Source organism: Paenibacillus sp. GCM10027627, from assembly GCF_042675505.1.
Lineage (GTDB): Bacteria > Bacillota > Bacilli > Paenibacillales > Paenibacillaceae > Pristimantibacillus.
Window position 1 is genome coordinate 248,743 of sequence record NZ_JBHTHB010000003.1, and the last position, 19,190, is coordinate 267,932.

Annotated in this window: 19 protein-coding genes; 3 read left to right on the plus strand and 16 right to left on the minus strand. The window is 49.6% G+C overall.

The window, feature by feature from the left end:
• Positions 1-38 precede the first annotated feature (38 nt).
• From desA to ACFQZE_RS12985, 5 genes are all read right to left on the minus strand, one after another.
• Positions 39-1,091, minus strand: a complete 1,053-nt coding sequence (desA, locus tag ACFQZE_RS12965) for a Delta(5) desaturase DesA (protein ID WP_379357522.1) — start codon at positions 1,089-1,091, stop codon at positions 39-41.
• A 139-nt stretch (positions 1,092-1,230) separates the two neighbouring features.
• The gene (locus ACFQZE_RS12970; protein ID WP_379357524.1) at positions 1,231-3,249 is read right to left on the minus strand and encodes a dihydroorotate dehydrogenase; all 2,019 of its coding nucleotides are present in this window, start codon (positions 3,247-3,249) and stop codon (positions 1,231-1,233) included.
• 73 nt (positions 3,250-3,322) lie between these two features.
• Complete coding sequence (locus tag ACFQZE_RS12975) at positions 3,323-4,561, minus strand: aminopeptidase (protein WP_379357526.1); 1,239 nt, start codon at positions 4,559-4,561, stop codon at positions 3,323-3,325.
• 49 nt (positions 4,562-4,610) lie between these two features.
• Positions 4,611-5,588 (minus strand): helix-turn-helix transcriptional regulator, encoded by a 978-nt coding sequence (locus ACFQZE_RS12980; RefSeq protein ID WP_379357528.1) that lies wholly within the window; start codon positions 5,586-5,588, stop codon positions 4,611-4,613.
• 91 nt (positions 5,589-5,679) lie between these two features.
• The gene (locus tag ACFQZE_RS12985; protein WP_379357530.1) at positions 5,680-6,552 is read right to left on the minus strand and encodes an SDR family oxidoreductase; all 873 of its coding nucleotides are present in this window, start codon (positions 6,550-6,552) and stop codon (positions 5,680-5,682) included.
• Between the two features lie 247 nt (positions 6,553-6,799).
• On the opposite strand from ACFQZE_RS12985, the gene ACFQZE_RS12990 reads away from it, so the two are divergent.
• Positions 6,800-7,858 carry an alpha-helical endospore appendage domain-containing protein gene (locus ACFQZE_RS12990; protein WP_446786388.1) on the plus strand — a complete coding sequence of 353 codons (1,059 nt, stop codon included), beginning with the start codon at positions 6,800-6,802 and terminating at the stop codon, positions 7,856-7,858.
• 163 nt (positions 7,859-8,021) lie between these two features.
• Here the strand turns inward: ACFQZE_RS12990 and ACFQZE_RS12995 are convergent, their stop codons facing one another.
• From ACFQZE_RS12995 to ACFQZE_RS13035, 9 genes are all read right to left on the minus strand, one after another.
• A complete protein-coding gene (locus tag ACFQZE_RS12995; RefSeq protein ID WP_379357534.1) occupies positions 8,022-8,714 on the minus strand; it encodes a TrkA-related ion transporter in 693 nt (230 codons plus the stop codon).
• 65 nt (positions 8,715-8,779) lie between these two features.
• Entirely contained in the window at positions 8,780-9,037 is a 258-nt protein-coding gene (locus tag ACFQZE_RS13000) for a potassium channel family protein (protein WP_379357536.1), read from the minus strand.
• A gap of 17 nt (positions 9,038-9,054) precedes the next feature.
• A complete protein-coding gene (locus tag ACFQZE_RS13005) occupies positions 9,055-9,447 on the minus strand; it encodes a DUF350 domain-containing protein (protein WP_379357538.1) in 393 nt (130 codons plus the stop codon).
• Positions 9,444-10,124, minus strand: a complete 681-nt coding sequence (locus ACFQZE_RS13010) for a signal peptide protein (protein WP_379357540.1) — start codon at positions 10,122-10,124, stop codon at positions 9,444-9,446. Before ACFQZE_RS13010 ends, ACFQZE_RS13005 begins: the two co-directional genes overlap by 4 nt.
• Complete coding sequence (locus tag ACFQZE_RS13015) at positions 10,125-11,318, minus strand: glutathionylspermidine synthase family protein (RefSeq protein ID WP_379357542.1); 1,194 nt, start codon at positions 11,316-11,318, stop codon at positions 10,125-10,127. It lies immediately after the preceding gene.
• A complete protein-coding gene (locus tag ACFQZE_RS13020; protein ID WP_379357544.1) occupies positions 11,315-11,992 on the minus strand; it encodes a hypothetical protein in 678 nt (225 codons plus the stop codon). Before ACFQZE_RS13020 ends, ACFQZE_RS13015 begins: the two co-directional genes overlap by 4 nt.
• A 28-nt stretch (positions 11,993-12,020) precedes the next feature.
• A complete protein-coding gene (locus ACFQZE_RS13025; RefSeq protein ID WP_379357546.1) occupies positions 12,021-12,233 on the minus strand; it encodes a hypothetical protein in 213 nt (70 codons plus the stop codon).
• Between the two features lie 128 nt (positions 12,234-12,361).
• The gene (locus ACFQZE_RS13030) at positions 12,362-13,324 is read right to left on the minus strand and encodes a hypothetical protein (RefSeq protein WP_379357548.1); all 963 of its coding nucleotides are present in this window, start codon (positions 13,322-13,324) and stop codon (positions 12,362-12,364) included.
• Complete coding sequence (locus ACFQZE_RS13035) at positions 13,321-13,890, minus strand: sigma-70 family RNA polymerase sigma factor (protein WP_379357550.1); 570 nt, start codon at positions 13,888-13,890, stop codon at positions 13,321-13,323. The genes ACFQZE_RS13030 and ACFQZE_RS13035 overlap by 4 nt, the downstream gene beginning before the upstream one ends.
• A 178-nt stretch (positions 13,891-14,068) precedes the next feature.
• Between ACFQZE_RS13035 and ACFQZE_RS13040 the strand changes: the two genes are divergently transcribed.
• Positions 14,069-15,163: an AI-2E family transporter gene (locus tag ACFQZE_RS13040; RefSeq protein WP_379357552.1), complete on the plus strand. Its 1,095-nt coding sequence runs from the start codon at positions 14,069-14,071 to the stop codon at positions 15,161-15,163.
• Between the two features lie 355 nt (positions 15,164-15,518).
• Here the strand turns inward: ACFQZE_RS13040 and lplA are convergent, their stop codons facing one another.
• Positions 15,519-16,511, minus strand: coding sequence for a lipoate--protein ligase (lplA, locus tag ACFQZE_RS13045; protein ID WP_379357554.1), 993 nt, complete (start codon positions 16,509-16,511; stop codon positions 15,519-15,521).
• Between the two features lie 211 nt (positions 16,512-16,722).
• Here lplA and ACFQZE_RS13050 point away from each other — a divergent pair, with 211 nt between their 5' ends.
• Positions 16,723-17,697 (plus strand): aldo/keto reductase, encoded by a 975-nt coding sequence (locus ACFQZE_RS13050; RefSeq protein WP_379357556.1) that lies wholly within the window; start codon positions 16,723-16,725, stop codon positions 17,695-17,697.
• 173 nt (positions 17,698-17,870) lie between these two features.
• On the opposite strand, the gene ACFQZE_RS13055 is transcribed toward ACFQZE_RS13050, so the two are convergent.
• On the minus strand, positions 17,871-19,139 hold the full coding sequence (locus ACFQZE_RS13055) for a S1 family peptidase (RefSeq protein WP_379357558.1): 1,269 nt from the start codon (positions 19,137-19,139) through the stop codon (positions 17,871-17,873).
• Positions 19,140-19,190: the final 51 nt, after the last annotated feature.

Genomic DNA, 19,190 nt, shown 5'->3' on the forward strand with positions numbered 1-19,190 from the left:
ATGCGGCAGCGATTTCCTCCAGTTTACCATAAGAGGCTTCAGCTTGCTTTAAGCGGGTCTCTCCCCGACGGCTTTGCGCCGGACGATTTAAACTGGCGCAGACGCTCCTTCGCCGACCTAAAGCTGACGAAACGTTTGCCCTCCTCATCCCATAGGCGGAACTTCAACGACTCCAAGCTTTCACGAATCGTTATCGTCGTCGCTTTGTGCAATGGCGGAGTGGATTCATGAGCGTTTTCCAAATAATAATTCGGCACCTTCGGGCTTAAATGATGAACGTGATGGAACCCGATATTGCCAGTGAGCCACTGCAACAATTTCGGCAATTTATAATAGGAGCTGCCATCAACGGCCGCTTTCACATAGCTCCATTCCTCTTCATGCTCAAAATAAGAATCTTCAAATTGATGCTGCACATAAAACAGCCATATGCCAAGCATCGCGGAAATATAAAATACAGGGCCTTGAACGAGCAAGAAAGCTTTCCAGCCAAGCGCCCAGCACATCAACGCATACAAACCTACAATCAGCAAGTTCATGACATACGTATTGATGCGTTCCTTACGCCGCGCTCCCTTGCGGTTAAAGCGATATTGAAACACAAACACAAAGATCGGTCCCAGCCCGAACATAACAAGCGGATGACGGTATGCACGGTATGACAGCTTCTGAAGCCAATGCAACGACGCGTATTCCTCAATGGTCAAAATCCACAAATCGCCTACTCCGCGCTTGTCGAGATTGCTGCTGGTCGCATGATGAATGGCATGTGCGTTTTTCCATTGTTGATAGGGCACTAAGGTCAGCACACCCGTAAGGATGCCTACGATATCGTTGGCCCGCTTGCTTTTGAAGAAGGAGCCATGGCAGCAGTCGTGAAAAATGATAAACGTCCGGATGACAAAAAAAGCGGCCGGCACGGCAAAAGCAAGCGTCAGCCAATACGAAACGGAAAGGCTTGCATAAGCGGCGAACCAAAATAAAAACAGGGGCGCGAGCGTGTTGATCATCTGCCTGATGCTCACTCGCAGCTCTGACTTCTCAAAGGGAGAAACGCTTTTTTTCAACTGGGCTTGTTTGGGATCGATCATGTTGGCTTCCTCCTGGAACGTTCGTATCGGGCAAAAGAAATGGACAGTACTCCACCTCTCTAGCCTACTCTACATCCATTGTAAAAAATCCGAGAGCCGCCTCACAGTCATAAACGTCAAGTCGCCTATATGACATTTGTCATATAGGCGACTTTCTCATCATGTAGGGGTATAGCAAAATAAGTCCGGCGATATACAAAAATACCGCAAAAAAGGCGGGCAATAAATGCAAGAAGTCGATGTAGCCAATTCCGTAATGAACGCTAAGTCCGGCATAGAAGCCTGGAGCCCCGCCGATCAGCAGCGTCCACCAAAGCCAGCGCCGCCCTTCTCCAATTCCCCATAAAGCAATAATAAGAATCGCAAGCGCATCGCATAGCAATGCTCCTCCAAATCCGGCTCTGTCGTGCGCGATAAGCGAAATTAAGTTGGGATTCGCCTCATTCAGCTGCCCCGGAGCCGTTCCCAAAAAGGCGAGGTCGGCATCTACAAACACATTTGTAACGCCCACTCCAGCTATAGCAACACCGCCTGCAACAAGCGCAAAGCCTAGAGCGACAAAACAAAGCTGGCCCCACATCGCAAGACGCCACGTCCGATCATTTCGCAAATTGACCGGCTCACGGCTTGGACGATCCTCCGCTTTTCGAAGGAATAGAATAAACATCGGCAGCAGAACTGCCGAAGCGAGTGCATGGAATGGATCGAAGTAACCGTAACCTAAATAAAGAAAAAAGCTGGAAAACCCGACCGCGCATGAAGTGACAAGCGCCGTCCTTGCCCAGTGCTGCCCGTAGCGCGCTCCGTATTTGGCAAGCTGATAATAAAGGATTCCAATTGAAATCATCGTTCCGGCAAGCGTGATGCGGTCATGCGACATAAAGTGGAGCAAATGATGGTTTACTCGGTGAATCTCTTCGGTTGTCATACCCAAAAAATCGAGATCGTACGAAAGCAACACTTTTGTTGCGCCGATCCACCAAGCCAGCAAACCGCCCAGTATCATTCCGACGCCAAGCAGGCACATCCAGCCCCAATTACGCCAAAACGGAATCGGCTCTGGAAGAGGCTCGTGCTTCACCGTTTCATAGATGACGGCTTCGTTAATCCGTTTGGGCAAGCCGGGGCCGGCGTACACTAGTCCGCTGTGCAGCATAATCAAATCGGCGCTTGCACGCAGCATTTGGAGGGCGTCCAGCGGCTCGTGAACTCCAGCTCCCGCCTTAATGACGAAATCCGTCCCCTTGAGCTGACGGATGAGAGCGGTTTTGCCCAGCGAGGCTTCAAGCCCGTTTTTGCCTGTTTGAACGGGAAGCGCAACAACGTCGCTTCTGTCTGCGACGTTGATTGCTGAGTTTGACTCATCGACGTCCCTCGTCTTCCCCTTATAGGCTTTCCCATTGCCGTAGCTTCGTAAAGCGCCGGTGAATTCGCCGATAACGGCTCCTTTGCATACCGACAGCTCCGGCATCAACAGCCAATTTCGGAGCAGCTCCTCTTCCAAATCCAAAGGAACGTAAAGGAAAAATGGCAGCCCGGAAGCCGCTTCTTCTATCCGCGGCAGCCCCCGGCATATATCCTCAATTTCCGCCCATGGCCGTCCGCCGGAAGCGACATCTACATAAAAGCCTGAAGCGCCCGCCGCGCTTAAGGTAAGAGCCATCTCTTCTAATTGGCCAATCGCCTCTTCTGGGGAGGCGTCTGGCAAAGGAGCAAGCCGGATAAATTGCGGAAGGGCGTGCCCGGCGGTTTTCACCCTTTCGGCTATAGCGGCTAAGCCGTCATTTTCGAAATAAGAGGGGTAAAGGATCGTTTCATCGCGAACGGACCGGACGATAGGAGAATCGCAGCGGATCTGCTGCACGGTAACTGGCCCCAGTTCCATAAAGCCGAAGCCGAACTGGGCAAGCGCCCGCTGCGCGACTCCTCCTGGGTCGACGCCGCCAGACAAGCCGACCGGAGTTGTGAGCTCAAGCCCCGCAATGCTTCTATGCAGAAGCGACGAAGACTCCATATGGCCTAAAGTGCGTATGACAAAAGAGCCGCCCGGAAGGCGGCTGATGGCGCCCATGGCACCAAGCGTAAAAGCCCGGCTGACCCGCGAGGGCAGCCGGAACAGCATAGGACGAAACAGCGTCTGATAGGACCAATCCGGCATCGGTTAAGCTCCTCTTTGCATCAAGGTGGGCAAAGCCAATAAGGTTATCCCGTTCCGATTACGCGGGTTAAACCTAAATCGCCCAGTTCCCCTTGCGGAATACAGGCACAACCGTACCGTCGTCCTTAATGCCGTCAATATCCATTTCGGCGGAGCCGATCATAAAGTCATTGTGCGTAATGCTGGAGTTGACGCCGTTAGCTTCAAGCTCCTCAGGCGTCATCGTTTTGCCGCCTTCGATGTTGAAAGCGTAGCCGCTGCCGATCGCCAAATGGTTGGAAGCATTTTCGTCGAACAAAGTGTTGTAGAACAAAATGCCGGACTCGGAAATCGGCGATTCATGCGGCACAAGAGCAACCTCGCCCAAATAGTGAGCGCCGTCGTCTACTTCGATCAGCTTGTTCAAAATTTCCTCGCCAACTTCCGCTTCCGCCTTCACAATACGTCCATTTTCAAACGTCAGCTTGAAATTGTCGATAATGTTGCCGCCGTAGCTAAGCGGCTTCGTGCTGGATACGTACCCGTTTGTTCCGTTTTTTTGCGGCACGGTAAACACTTCTTCCGTCGGCATATTGGCCATAAAGGAGAACCCTTTTTGATTGGTGCTGCCTGCTGCCACCCAAATGTGCTTATCCGGCAGCTCCACGGTCAAATCAGTGCCCGGAGCCGTATAATGCAGACTGCGGAAATGGTTTTGATTCAGCACTTCCGCTTTTTGATGGAGCGTATCGTTATGATCTACCCATGCTTGCACCGGATTTTCGGAATGCAGCCTTACGGAATCAAAAATCGCTTTCCACAACGAATTTACCGCTTCGCTTTCGGAGACGTCCGGGAACACCTTTTTCGCCCATTCCGTACCGGCTGCCGCTACAACCGTCCAGCTCACCTTATCCGATTGAATCGCTCTGCGGAACTCTTTGAGGCCTTGGCCCGACGCCTTTTGGAAAGCGGAAATACGATCCGAAGGAATGCCTTTCAGCAAATCCGGGCTGGAGGAAGTGATGGAAATAAAGGCAGCGCCCTTTTCCACAAATTCATTGCGCTTTGCTGTCTCCCATTCTGGAAAATGGCTGAATACTTCGTCGGACGCTTTTTCGTATTTCATGCGGGACAGCTTTTCGTCGATCCATTCCACATGTACGTTGGAAGCTCCCGCCTCATATGCCTTCTCTGCAATCAGACGCACCAAAGGAGCAATCTCGATAGAAGCACCGTTCACGTACACCTCTTGACCTTCCTGAATATTGACGCCCGTACGGACGATAAGCTCCGCGTATTTGGCGAAATAAGTTTCCATGTTTGTGCTCATATGTACATCCCCTTAACGGATTAGTTTAGGATCAGCGGCGTTCATTCGTTTAACCGCTGCCGCTTAAGTATACCATTCTGGCCGCTTCCATTTCATCTATAACAAATTTGCGAAGCTCGGCTGGCTCCAACACCTCGATTCCCGACCCAAAGCTCATCACAATTTCGCAAGCCGAATCAAGCGTTTCAAACTGTACGGCCGCTTCTATCCAGCCGCTGTCGCCTGAGGCCATCGACACGACCGATACAAATCTTTCGGCTGACAGTCTTTTTATGAGCTGCTCCTTCACCCGCAGTTGGGCCGGATAGCGAGGCAGCTGCTCTTTAAATTGCTGGATCGATTGCTCCCAATAAGCAGCCAAATCGAATGTTTCAGGACGTTCAATACGCCTCTCCTTCATCTCCGCATCAAGCAGCCTCGATATTCGAAATGTTCTTAGCTCCCCATTCTCTACTGCCGCTACTAAATACCATATGCTGCGTTTCACTACCAATCCTAATGGATGAACGAATCGTTCCGTCTTGGTCCCTTCCCGCTCATAGATGATTTTCAGCTCTTGTTCGTTCCAAACCGCCTCTTGAACGGCTGGCAACAGCGAGTGTCCGCTCTGGTTGGTGACAGCCGGATTCCCGCGCCACCCCGCTCCATCGATATGAAGTTTGTCCCGGGTCGACTTCGCATCGGTGCGGGCAGCCTCCGACGCTGCCGCAAACAGCTTTCTGATCGCGGATTCCAGCGGCTTCTGAACGCCCAGCTCGCTCATCGGCGTATCTTGGGAGACCAGCAGCAAAGCGGTCAACTCATCGGCGCCAAGCCCGGTCATGCCGCTCCGGTATCCGTCAGCCAGCAGCCAGCCGCCCCTATTCCCTCGCTCCGCATATACAGGAATACCGGATGCGCTCAGCTCTTCCATGTCGCGAACAATCGTCCTCTCCGTCACTTCCAGTCTTTCCGCCAGTTGTTTGGACGTAAGCTTGCGCTCCGCTTGCAGCAGCATAACGATAGACACGAGCCTGCTTGCTCGCATGCGCAACCCTCCTTTAATGTATTCGATTTATTTATATTAAATTATATCCTTGTTATATGACAATCTTTGTCGTATTAGGTGGCCTAACTTATCATCCGTTCACGGTTTCCCCGCCGTTCAAATGCAAAATTTGCCCTGTCATGTAACTGGAATCGTCGCAAGCCAAATAAACGTACGCCGCTGCCAATTCATGAGGCTGCCCTGCTCTGCCCATTGGCGTATCCGTCCCAAAGACGGAAACGGCTTGCGGGTCGAACGATGCCGGGATAAGCGGCGTCCAAATCGGTCCGGGAGCGACTCCGTTAACGCGAACGCCTTGTCCTGCCAGATTGGCGGCAAGCGCCCGTGTAAAGGAAACGACCGCCCCTTTTGTCGCCGAATAGTCAATGAGCGTAGGATTGCCTTTGTATGCGGTAATAGACGCTGTATTAATAATAGCGCTCCCCTGCTTTAAATGAGGCATAGCCGCTGCCGTTACATAAAACATGCCAAACACATTTGTACGGAATGTGGCTTCGAGTTGAATGGAAGTGATGTCCTCCAGCTTCTGCCTAACATGCTGTTCCGCCGCATTGTTGACGAGAATATCCAGCTTCCCGTACTCCTCGATAACTGCGCCTAAGGCGATTTTGGCAAACGCCTCCGAGCCGATGTCCCCGCTGACAAGCCGACATGCAGCCCCCAGCTTTTCAACCATTTGTTTAGTCTCGTTCGCATCTTCATGTTCATCTTTATAGACAATGCAAATAGAGGCACCCTCCTTGGCAAAAGCGACCGCAACGGCTCTGCCGATGCCGCTGTCCCCGCCAGTAATAAGCGCTACCTTCCCTTCCAGCTTCGAAGCCGCTTTATATCGGCCGTTATCGAAAATGGGCCGCGGGCTCATCTCCGACTCCAACCCCGGCTGCCTCTCTTGATTTTGCGGCGGAAAGGCTTGGCGCTGTTGTCCCGGTTGTTTTTGCATCTTTTTCTGGCTCCTTATCCTTAAGCGTTTATGCACCCTACTACTGTTTCCCACAGCATCGTGCGCCATTCCGCTATCCCACAGCCCTATCCGGGTTCAAGCCACGTAAAGATATGCTGACAATGGAGCTCATTTCTAACCTATTTGTTTAGTTAGTCCACACTCTTTTTGATCAGACCTTGTACTATATAAATAAAATATTTTGCAGGTTAAGCCTAAAAAACAGACGATGAAAGGAGTGAACATTTTGTCACAAGCCAACATTCCTAATATAACTCCTTCGATAACAGTGTCTCGGGACGACGCAATCAATTTATTACTTTCCTCCATCGCAATGGAAGAGCTTGGAATGAGCCATATTATCAATGCGGAGGGTGAAAAAATTCAATTTGTATTGGGGACATTGCCGGGTATTACCGGACCATCCGCAACGATCAGCGATATTTTAAATGTGAATACGAGCGTCCAGGATATGCTGAAAACGTCGGTGCAAAAAGACTTAGTGCTATCTAACAAGCTGGAAAACATATTAAGCTCACCAAGTTTGACCGGACCAACAGGACCAACCGGTCCAACGGGACCATCCGGCGGCCCGACAGGACCAACGGGAGCTACAGGCGCTACGGGCGCTACCGGAGCTACTGGTGCCACTGGAGATACTGGTGATACAGGAGCCACTGGCGCCACGGGCGCTACTGGAGATACCGGGGCTACTGGAGCTACTGGTGCCACTGGAGATACTGGTGATACAGGAGCCACGGGCTCTACTGGGGCTACGGGCGCTACCGGAGCTACGGGGGCCACCGGAGCCACGGGCTCTACTGGAGCCACGGGGGCCACTGGAGCCACTGGAGATACAGGTTCAACTGGTGCCACGGGACCGCAATTAACAAATTCCGCACATGTATACAACCTTACACCTATAGTAACAACAATTGTAAATCAGCCTATTGCAATCAGTAATAACGGCGTTATATCCGGAACGGATATCTCTCACGTTCCCGGTTCTCCAGATATTCTACTAGCAGGCGGACACACTTATTTCATAACGCATTCTGTTAATATGGTAAACAACACTGCCCCTGTTATCTTTCTTACACTCAATGGGGTCCCCGTTCCGGGTTCTGGGTATGAAGCGGCTGTCGAAATTGTCCAGGTAGACACCTATTCCGTCATAGTCACAACAGCAGCAGGAGGGCCAAGCATACTCAATCTTGTTGCAGCTACAGTTACAACCGTATTTATAACGGAACCTTCCCCCCCACAAACCGCTAATGTCAGTATTTCAATCATCGAATTATTCTAGAACGGGCCATTGTAAAATGGGATCAAGAGCATGTCATTTAGCTATGACATCACCTTGATCCCAAAAAATAAAAAAAAGCCGCAATTTGCACGGCAATTTTCAAATCCATTATTTTGTCCCGTACATCCACCATCATTTAACTTTCCCCGTACATACGCCTCCCCTAATTACCGGAAATTCGCTTGAACGTCGCTTCATCGCTAATCACAAACAGCCTAGCGTCTGGCGGTATAGGCTTATCGAGCTGACGGTTGATGCCCAGATCATTGCGATCCGCAAGCAAAGTGGCGCCTTGCTCCAGCAATCCTTTGAAAGCATCTCCATACGAACGCCATAAAGGGTTTACCGGCACTTCATAAATATCGTCGCCATATTGCCTGCTGATCAGTTGGCGGAACACGTCCGAATTGCCTTCCTGCATGGCGGAGCGAACGGCAAGCCGGGAGATCGCATCATGCGAAAGCACAAACTCGTTAACCTGAACATGACGAAAATTTGTTATATGCTTTTCCTGGACAATTTCTACCGTCGTATGCACCTGCGGCGCTATCCTTTCAATACTGGAGGCGATTAGCAAAGACTTGCCGTCGACGAGCGACGACTCGTCAATTCTTGCATCGGCAAATATAATAGCCGCACTTGCTTTATGAATCATCGCTTTATTCAAAACCTCATCTTCGGAAGGGTCGCCGCTTACAAAATGAACGGACGGCAGATGCTCCATCGGATGACTTTTCGACTCGTCGATAATGACGATGCTCATTTTAGGACGATGCGACAAAATTTCCTCTACAGCCGTCTGCGCTTTTTTGCTCCAGTTAATGATGACGATGTGGTTTTCGCCATGGTAGCTCAACTTCCCTTCACCTCTCATACGCTGAATGATAGAAATCGAATCTATGACTTTACCGATGACAAGAGTTAGCAGACCAATCCCAAAAAAATAGAGGAAAATCGTAAATAGTTTCCCTCCATGGTTTTAGCGAAATAATCCCCGTAGCCAACTGTCGCCATCGTCGTCAGCACCCAATACAACGCATTAAACCAATTCCCGAATGTGTCCGGTTCAAGCGCATAGGCAACCGTTGAACTGAAAGTGACGAAGATAAAAATCCAGATGGCAATCGTCTTTTTCCTTAAGCCCACCAGCTTGGTCGATAGCAGACGAATCAAATGCATATAGACGCCCCTCTGACTTAAATAATTAAACTGCTGATCGCAAACGAAAAGCCCAAATATACCGCAAGCAACATAATGCCAACCGCAATATTGCCTTTAAGAAGCTGCTCAGAAACGTTGAAGCTAGGCGTCAGCCATTCAAAAATCCAATAAGCGGCAATCAAGCAAACGTAGCCGATCGCAAACCAGAGCATCATGAACCAGATCGATGAATTTGTATAAGCCGCTACTCCCAAAATCAAAGCTGTCGAAATAAACTTGCCTCCAAGCGCAAGCCCCACCGCAATATTACCTTTCTTCAATTCCTCCATGTCCTTAAACGGCGTCATTAAACTAAACACAAACATGCCGAGCAATTGAAGTACAATAATGACAGCTACACTAACCACTATATTTATAACAACCGTCAATCCGCCCACCCCCGAAATTTCGAAAAAACTAAATCGTAATCGTAATAATCATGGATTTCTTCCAAATGCACCGTCGCCGTTTTTCCTTTTGAAAGTCGTTCGTATCTGGCGTCATCCACCAATTGCTTCACGCGGTTGCCCGAGGGCAGCTCCACAACAGCGAAATGGCGAGTCTCCCCTTTATATGTCGTTTTATATAGACCTACCAGATCAATCTCCGTTGTAATGGTTAATTTCAATTTATCCATATCAGCAACGGCGGACTTTTTATCTTTATACGTTTTAATCGTTTTCCAAGCTGTCGTCCAAACCCGTGTTCGTTCCTTCGAATCCGAAGTAACTTCGGCCCCTTTGAACTGTAGCGCCCATACTTTGTCTCCTACGGCGTACTTCTGGTCGTTAAGTAGAAATTCGCGTTCCGGCATAATAAAAATCTCATCCCCGATTATGTTATCAACCTTGCTTTGAACCACTTGATAATCGTAAGGAACGTCATCAACGTAGGAACGCGATTGTTCTAGAAATGAATAGGATGAAGAAGTCCGGAACACCGAATCGGTATCGGAAGAGCAGCCAGTCAAGGCGAGAGCTATCGTTAAGGCTGCTGCGGCAGCCAGCCCCCATTTTTGAGGCTTCTTGTTGCTGCGGACATTAGCTTGTCTGCTAAATGGATACATCTATTTCACTCCAATCGCGATAAAATGACTGGCATTGCCCGTAATAAGGCCACCACCTCTGCCAAGAAGACCGCACGGTTCTCCGTTTATAACGAACATGCCCGTCAACAAATGCAATAAACCATGGGTCGTTTGGATTTGCGCCAACTTAGCCCGCTTTTGATAAATGACGGGGAACAGTTCGCTTGTATCATATCCATCTCTATCTTCCAACTCCAGCGAGCCGGAGGGATCAAATAAGCGCACGGAACCGCCCTCGCGTCCAAACATCGATTTGGATACGAAGTTTCCTTCGAATACGGCTTTATTGTACGTCGGAAGCATGTATTTTTCGATGGCCTCTCTCTCATTTTCGCTGTATAACTGCCCTAGCTCATACAATCCCCATACTGCCGCAAGCAGCCCTTTGGACTGGAGCAAAATGCTGTGCGGCGGGTTAAACAGCGACAACCGCTCCGTTTCAATGGAATACGCAAGCGCCTCCCCTCCGTCGTCAACCGCCATCCATTCCTTCGGATAAAGAGCGAACATTCTTTTAATCTCCCTGCCTTCGCTATCCCGCAAAACGCCTTCGTCTACGTATAACTCTAGACAATCGCGGCAAACGACATTTAGACCGCTATGGCGGACAAGCGCTTCAATCGTCCCGGAGTCCTCCAAATGCTCGCCGTAAGCGACACATGCCGCCGTATCCGGCATTTCTTTCGACCACGCTTCGGCAATTCGCTCCTTCATTGCTCGATTAGGCGAATCGAGTGCTACCTGATCGCAAAGCCAAGGAGTGGCAATTGAAGCTTCGACATAACCGGTTGGCGTATCTGCATTCAACTCCAGCAATTTAATAGCTCCGTCGTTGTCGATGGCAAAATCGAATCTGGCATAGCGGCTGATCGGTTCGTTATCCGGAATCGGCAATTGATCCAACATCGGCCACAAAATGTCCGGAATTCCAATCAGCTCATACAAACCATGATGACGATGAACGTAACGTGCGGTCCGCTCAAGAATGGCCCAAAGCTTAGAGGACGCTTGCACAAGCTCTTCATATGTATCCCTGTTCATCGCTACCACTTGATCGATCCAATACGGTTCTTCTCCAATATCGGCCCAGCCAAAACCCAGTTGTTGCAACGCTTTTATTCGCTCATCACGGTTCGGATCCGGCTCGGATACGACCTCAAAGGTATGCCTCATCCGCCGAACCCGCCACCTGAGCTGCTGGACGCCGAAGAACTGCTTTTACCTGAGCTCATACTGCTAGATTTGCCGCCAATGCCTCCCGGCTTAGAGGAGGTGGAACGGTCTTTCACAGCAGGCGCCGAGGTTGAACCCGTCTTGGAACTTGAACCGTTCGTCTGGCCTTTGACGGCTGGTGCTACAACCTTTTTGTTTTGAAAATAGTCGCTTGTATACGACATCGGCACATACGCAGCTTTTGAACTGCTGTAAAAAGAAGGGCGATGTTCATGCCACTTTTTGGACGAATAGGAGCGGCCCACGCTAAACAGCATGTGGTAGAGAAGCAGATCATCCCAGCCGAAGCTGGAGCCGGGTTTGCTAACAGTTGCCCCGCCAGTCGCTTCCTCTGCTCCATTAACGCCCTCTTCTTCCTCCCCGCTTATCCCCGAGAACGGAAGCTCCCAATCCGCAACAGGATCAAAGTAAGCTTTTACTTCCTCGGTCGTCCATGAGATCAGTTTCGGCTCCTCTTCGCCCCCGTATTCTACTTCCGTTGCAAAAGCGTTTGTTCCAAAAATAACGTTTGCCAGCAAAGCCGCCCCAAGCGTAGTAGACAGCACCTTTAGCGGCTTCCCGTTCGTACCAACCATTCTTGCTATCGAATTACGACTTTTATCATCTTGCTTCAATGTGATTGCCGCCTTTCGGTTATGAAAATCAAGCTCTCATTGCGACGAGGAGAAGCTCCAGCCGATTCGTATCGAGATTTAGCCTGCCCTCCACCGTTTCATATTCCTTGCCGCCTACGACAATATAATTGACATGATCCAGTGCGGCCACCATATTCGCCGACCAATTGCGCACTTCAATTTCTCGAAGCCCGTCGCCGACTTTTTCTAGCAATACAACAGCTAACTCCCCTTGTTCCAAACGTTTTTCCACCCTCTCGGTCTTTAATGTGCCTAAATTATAACGTACTACGTGCAAAATGAGCAGATGTTTCCAAAAAAACCGTCTCCCGGAAACCTTCGGTTCGGGAAACGGCTCTATGGCGTAATCTATTCTTTTTCCGCTTTGACTTCGACCACTATGCTCTCGATTAACTCGCCATTTACGAAGGGCAGCAGCCTCCATAGTCCGGGTTCCTCAATCATCATGCTGCTCGGTACGCTTCCGTCATTGCCGATGGAATCGGATCGAAACAGCTCCATCATATCGCTCGTGCCTTGCTTGACGGCCATTACACGAAAGTTTGCGTCCCGTTCCTGAATCGGCATGGGTAAAAACCACATATATTTGTTCGTTTTCCCAGCTACAAAACCGGGATTTATGAAGGCGATTCGGTCGGGCACCCCAGTTACACGATATGACGCCGGGATCTCTCCAGCCTTTCCCTCCGCACTCCTTGTAAGGGTAAACACAGAACTTGGCTTCCAATCCGGCTCGCCAACATTAAGCTGAACGATAGCATGCAGCTCATTATCGACCCATACTTCAAACCGCCAAAGGCCCTCGAGCGGCAGAGCAAAGCTTGGCGTAAACCGATGCAAACCGCTGTAGCCAGAGCTAGGTCCTTTTATTTGCACGGAGGACATAGCCGTAACGTTTTGTCCGGTTGCCTCATGAGTGGCGGTAATTCTTATTCCTTTATCTATAAACGTTTCAATGGGATCGGTGAAATGAAAAAGATAGCCGAACGACTTGCCCGCAATTAAACCCGGATCGGCAAAAACCTGCATAACTAGCTTATCGTTTTCGTAATAAGATGCATCAGTCATGGACGGAGGCTGTCCAGCGTCCTGCCCGCCTTGCTTCAACATTCCCGGAACAAACATTGCCAAAAGAATAACCATACAAATAGAAATGCCGGACAATGCGGCTATCCGGACCGTTTTTTTGCTCTCGCTTGAATTCGTCCGTAGTCTCACTTTACGTTTCAATTCCTCCGTGAACCCCGACTCCTGAAAAGGAGACTCCTTTAACCGGCTTTCCCAGTCCTGTTTAAAATGCTGATCCATCATTCCTCCTCCTCCTCCCGTATCTTCTGCATTCGATCAGCCATGTTTCCCTTCGCCCGGAACAATCTCGACTTCACCGTCCCGAGGGACAGCCCCAGCGTGCGCGCGATTTCCATCATAGACAGGTCGTAGTGATAGGCCAACACAAGCACCTCGCGATGCTTGACGGGGAGCGACATGACTGTTGCCCAAATATCGTTTGCATGAGCTCTGTTCATCGCCGCCTGCTCCGCCGAAAACTCGGTGGCCCCTCCTTCGTCCCTGTCCCCATGCTGATGAGCACCAAAAAGGACGACCTTGCGAAAAAACGCGCTTCTCAAATAATTAAGCGACTTGTTGCGGGTAATGCTGAGCAGCCAGCTTTTGACGCTGGATTCACCCCTAAATGTATAAAGCCGGTTATAGGCAATCAAAAAGACATCTTGGGAAATGTCGTCCGCCATCTCTCTTCTGCGCGTCAGAAAATAGGCGAAGTTCCATACATCTTCCCCGTATTCCGTCATCAACTCTTCCAAAACGGCGGATCGGTCGAAGCCGGGAGCCAGATAGTGCATAAAATGTTTTTCCACCACTTCTCACCTCTACTTATTTGACCCTTTAGCCCGCCAAAAGGTTCCCTTTTTATCCGACATAACGGTTCTTACTATGCGTCTTCTAGTTAGAGTTGCTCCTCCGAGCTGCTTGTTCTCTCGTTTAAACTTTGTGCGCCGAGGTTACTCCCATTATAAAAGACGGGAGGTCTGCCGAATGTCATGTCAGGAAAAAAAGCGGTTTAAATGGTTGATCGCCGCCATCCTCATTTTTTTGCTGCTTTATTTGATCCATCTGAACCGCCATCTGCTCCAGCCTGCCTTGACTGTGCTGAATGCTGTATTTTGGCCATTTGCCGTTACAGGGGTGTTGTACTATTTGCTTAGACCCCTTGTCAACGGCCTTGAACGATTCAAAATGCCGAGAGCGGCCGCGGTGCTGCTTGTCTTTTTTTGTGCCGCATTGCTGATCGCGGTTCTCGTATGGTCGGCCGGCCCTTTTGTCCGGGATCAGTTTGAAAGCTTTATAGAGGAAATTCCAAACATGGCCGCATTTGCGGCGGACAGCTTCGATTCGTTAAAAAAGGAATCCAACTCCCTTTCCCCGCCTATTAGAGAAGCAATACCGGATATGCGGGGCGAAATGGGATCGGCATGGAAACGGTATGCGGGATCCGTAGCGAACAGCGTCATGCAAGCTATCGGATGGATAAGCAATATGCTGCTCGTCCTCAGCCTTGTACCGTTTATTCTTTATTACGCGCTAAAAGACGGCAGCCTTCTTGCACCAAAGCTGGCGAGGCTTGCTCCCCTTCGCTACCAGCGCCATCTTCCGGAGCTTTTGTCCGAGCTAGACGACACGTTGTCTTCGTTTATTTTAGGCAAAGCGCTCGTAAGCCTCGTCGCGGGCGTACTCCTGCTAGGCGCTTATCTCGCCATAGGACTGGACTTTGCGCTAGTGCTTGCCATCATCGGCATGGCGGCCAATATCGTGCCTTTTTTTGGACCGGTCATCGGAGCGGTGCCGGCTGTCATCGTGGCGTTGTTTCAAGATCCTATGAAAGCCTTATATGTCGTCATCGCTACCATTGCCATTCAGCAAATTGAAGGAAATCTCATTTCCCCGCAAATCATGGGCCGAACGATGAACATTCATCCCGTTACGGTCATTGTTCTTATTTTGGCGGCGGGGAGCTTCTCCGGTCTGCTCGGCGTGCTGCTCGCCGTTCCCTTGTATGCGGTGGCCAAAGTTATGCTGAGTCATGCCTTCAAGCTTTATCGCGCCAATGAAAAGGGAGGCGTCACACCCTAAAAAGGAGACGGTGGAACCTTAAAAATGGAGACGGTATGATCTCAGAAATATTAGATTTTCCGAATGCATGGGGGATGGATGGAAATGGGGCCGGTAATTGCGAAAGGGACCACTAGACTAGCCAGGGAGCGCCAATTGGAGACTCCAGTTGTGCCACATACCACTATATGTGTCCGAGTGTGCCGATTGGAGAGTTTAGTTGCTTCAAAAACCACTAATTTGCAAATTAGTGTAGCTAAAAAAGCGGACCAAGCGACTCACCCGCCCTTAGGCAAGATGATTTACTTAGTCCGCATAGTTGCAGCTTCTAACAAAACCGTTTCCGCAGTGATCAAACAAGAATCAACGGCCTAACCTACAATAGAAGCTCCAGCCATTGCTCTTTCGTAATGGGGCCGAAATAATAGGCCAAATCCAGCTCTTCCGTTAGCTCTTTAAGCGAAGCCGCGTCATAACGCGTACCCGCAAGCTTTTGCTCCACTTCCGCACGGTCGCCGCGGCCGAAATAATCGCCGAAAATGGCGGCCTCCGCTATAACGCCGTCTTCCACCTGGAGCCGAACGTCGAACGTGCCGACGCCTTCGATCCGTTTCTTTTGCTGTACATTGAAGGCGGGCGATCTGCCGTAGTTCCACTCCCAGGAGCGGTATCTTTCATCCGCCAGCTTGCGAACCTTTTCCCAATCCTGCTCGGTCAGCTCGTAAACGGGAACTTCTTCCGCCCCTTCGAAAATAGACGCAAGCAGCGTTTGCCGGAATTGCTCCACCGTCATCGGCTCTGCAAGAAACTCGGAAATGTTGGCTACACGGCTGCGAATCGACTTGGTCGATTTGGAGACGTACTTCTCGGCATTCACTTTAAGCGCAGACACGACGTTTTCAATCTCGCTGTCAAACAGAAGCGTGCCATGACTGAACATTTTGCCTTTCGTATGAAACTGCGCATTGCCGGAAATTTTCCTCTCGCCGACCTGCAAGTCGTTGCGCCCGGTCAATTCCGCTTCTACGCCTAATTTCTTAAGCGCTCGAACGACCGGCTCCGTAAACTTCTTGAAATTGTGAAACGACCCGCCGTCATCCCGCATAATAAAGCTGAAATTCAAATTGCCAAGATCGTGGTAAACCGCCCCGCCGCCAGACAGCCTCCGCACGACATGCAGCTTGTTTTGCTCCACATATTCGGCATTAACCTCTTCTGCTGTATTTTGATTTTTCCCTATAATAATGGACGGCTCGTTAATGTAAAAAAGCAAATAGTCATCCTCGCCAGGCAAGGATCGCAATATATATTCCTCCAGTGCCAGGTTTAGCGCCGGATCGGTTATTCCGTTGTTGCTGACAAAACGCATCGGGCAGTCCTCCTAAGCAAACAAGTATGTTGATATTAAAAGTATACCTCTCCAGCCAAGCGGCATTCAACTTCTGAGCAGGAGAGCGGCAATTAGAGTTCAAGATTAACAATCCTTGAAAGGCAAGACGCTTTCGGCGCTTCTTGGCATTCTTCTCCAAACGGGGGTAAAATGGACATGAAACCTATATGAAAGGGAAGGAAACATTTCTATGGACTATCGGCGATTAGGCGGGAGCGGGTTGAAGGTTTCCGTACTCGGACTTGGAACAAATGCTTTCGGCAAACGCTCAGACGAGCAAGCCTCGATTCGGATTATTCACAGCGCTCTGGATGCGGGGGTCAACTTCCTCGATACGGCCAACATTTATGCGGGAACGGAATCGGAGAGAATAATTGGAGAAGCGTTAGCGGGACGCAGGCACGAGGCTGTGCTGACGACCAAAGCGGGTTTGCCCCGTGGAACGGGAGTTTATGAGCGCGGATCGTCCAGACGCCATCTGATGGCGGAACTGGAAGGGAGCCTGCGGCGTCTAAAAACGGATTATGTCGACCTATTCCAAATTCATACGTTCGACCCTGAAACTCCTCTGGAGGAAACGCTGCGGACGCTAGACGATATGGTTCGTTCCGGCAAAGTCCGTTATATTGGCGCCTCCAATTATTACGCATGGGAGCTCATGAAAGCGATCGGAATAAGCGACCAGCTTGGGCTAAACCGCTACATTTCGATGCAAACGAGCTATTCGCTGGCGGATCGGACGCCGGAGCGCGAGCTCATTCCAATGTGCCTGGATCAAGGAATCGGCATCATCCCTTATTTCCCGCTAGCGGGCGGTATTTTGACCGGCAAATATTCCACCCCAACCGATCAGCCGGAAGGCTCGCGAGCGGAAACGGATCCATCGTTTAACAGGTTTTTAGACGAAAGAACGATTTCTCTGTCAAAACAAGTGAACGACTTGGCAACGGAGCTAGGCTGCACGGCGAGCGTCTTGTCGTTGGCATGGCTGCTGGCCCAGCCTGCGGTATCGACCGTGATCGCGGGAGCTACGCGGGCAGAGCAGCTTGAAAGCAACCTCGCAGCGCTTGAGCTGAAGCTTGACGCTAATACTTTAGCCAAGCTGGATGAGATTAGCGCGCCATTCAAGCAGAGAGAGCCTTTTGCGATTTACCGGCTTTCCTAATTTTTAGATTAAGTTTTAAAAAAGCGCCAAACACCCTTCCGGTGAACATAGGAAAACCACCTTGGTGATGAATCCCATGAGAGCTGCAAGGGTGCTTGGCAATGCAATAATGCAAAAAGCTGGCATCCACGAAGACCGATGCCAGCTTAAGCCAAACTACGCTAATTTCTGAATTAGTTTACTGGATCAACATTTTTTAATGTATCGCTAGTATACAAAGTAACATTCCCTGCGGCGGTTAGTGCAGGGCCGATTTTAGTTATATATCCCCAAGCACCGTCAGGTTGAGTGTCGGTTGCCAAAGATTTGCCGGATACAATCCCTACTAATCTAGTTGTCGTATAAGCGTCAAATACAATGCCCCCGCTGTCGCCGCCGTCCACAACTCCTCCAGTTGCTTTGTATATAACAATAATATTAGAAAGAGTAATACTGCCATAAGTAACGCTGCCGTTCGTATTGCTTACATTTCCGCATGTGACATTCGTTGTGTTGCCTGACTTGCATAGCAGCTGATTCGCCAATACGTTTGACGTGGTCGTATATTTATTCCCATATTCTGCATTGAGAACATTATTGTAATAATACTGATTAGTAATTTTTTTGTTTTTGTTGGTCAACAGAATGATTCCAACATCGGTGCCTCCGTTCGTGTACGCCGAATAGTGCTGCGTTCCAATGTTGGCTCCACCTTGATACGCTGTACCGCCTATATTGGTCAAGCAGTGGCCTGCCGTAATTAAAAACTCTCTAGTGTCTTTCGTAGCTGTGCCAGTCGTACTACAGCCGGGCGAAGTGATTTGTATGCCGCCGCCCAAAGCAGTAAATTCATCGGTTCTAAGTTTTGCCGGCTCACTCTTTACGCCTGCTTCCACTTTCAGCAGCCCCCCGTATTCCGCAAGCAAGCCGGAGATTGAGTCTTCCTGCTTAAACATTACAGGCTGAGTAATTGAAAGGATAACTTTTTGATCCTTTATGCTAGAGTTGACTACAGCATTCAAACTAGAAAAATTAGGATGACTGCTCTTTAACTTTGCAAGAATGCTCTCTTGAAGCGCAATAAGGTCTCCCTTTGAATATTTCACATTTTCCACAGACAGCAAATGTGCAGGAACAACCTGTTTTAAATCGTTTATAAACGATGCAACTGTATCGTCCCATTTCGCTACGGCTACTACAAATTTAAACTCCGCCTCATTATCAATATAAATTTCTCCGTAGCTATGAAACCCTTCCGTGTCGCCAAAATACTTTTCAACAATAGTAAAAATGGAATCCAAATATTGCTTCTCATACTTCAATTGGTTTTGTTGTTTAGGATCTAATGGAAGCTCGCTCCCAATCTCTTTGCTGCTCTCTCCTAAACTATCGTTCTGTGCAAACACAGTAGTTTGGAACACCATTAAAGCGATTAAAATGACCGTTACCCACATTTTTTTCATCGTTATGCCCCTCCCCGTTCATGTTAAATATGAACAATTGCAAGTATTTAA

Coding starts and splice junctions, on each gene's coding strand:
- desA (WP_379357522.1), bottom strand. CDS start 1,091: ATGATCGATCCCAAACAAGCCCAGTTGAAAAAAAGCGTTTCTCCCTTT.
- ACFQZE_RS12970 (WP_379357524.1), bottom strand. CDS start 3,249: ATGCCGGATTGGTCCTATCAGACGCTGTTTCGTCCTATGCTGTTCCGG.
- ACFQZE_RS12975 (WP_379357526.1), bottom strand. CDS start 4,561: ATGAGCACAAACATGGAAACTTATTTCGCCAAATACGCGGAGCTTATC.
- ACFQZE_RS12980 (WP_379357528.1), bottom strand. CDS start 5,588: ATGCGAGCAAGCAGGCTCGTGTCTATCGTTATGCTGCTGCAAGCGGAG.
- ACFQZE_RS12985 (WP_379357530.1), bottom strand. CDS start 6,552: ATGCAAAAACAACCGGGACAACAGCGCCAAGCCTTTCCGCCGCAAAAT.
- ACFQZE_RS13000 (WP_379357536.1), bottom strand. CDS start 9,037: ATGCATTTGATTCGTCTGCTATCGACCAAGCTGGTGGGCTTAAGGAAA.
- ACFQZE_RS13010 (WP_379357540.1), bottom strand. CDS start 10,124: ATGTATCCATTTAGCAGACAAGCTAATGTCCGCAGCAACAAGAAGCCT.
- ACFQZE_RS13015 (WP_379357542.1), bottom strand. CDS start 11,318: ATGAGGCATACCTTTGAGGTCGTATCCGAGCCGGATCCGAACCGTGAT.
- ACFQZE_RS13030 (WP_379357548.1), bottom strand. CDS start 13,324: ATGATGGATCAGCATTTTAAACAGGACTGGGAAAGCCGGTTAAAGGAG.
- ACFQZE_RS13040 (WP_379357552.1), top strand. CDS start 14,069: ATGTCATGTCAGGAAAAAAAGCGGTTTAAATGGTTGATCGCCGCCATC.
- lplA (WP_379357554.1), bottom strand. CDS start 16,511: ATGCGTTTTGTCAGCAACAACGGAATAACCGATCCGGCGCTAAACCTG.
- ACFQZE_RS13050 (WP_379357556.1), top strand. CDS start 16,723: ATGGACTATCGGCGATTAGGCGGGAGCGGGTTGAAGGTTTCCGTACTC.
- ACFQZE_RS13055 (WP_379357558.1), bottom strand. CDS start 19,139: ATGAAAAAAATGTGGGTAACGGTCATTTTAATCGCTTTAATGGTGTTC.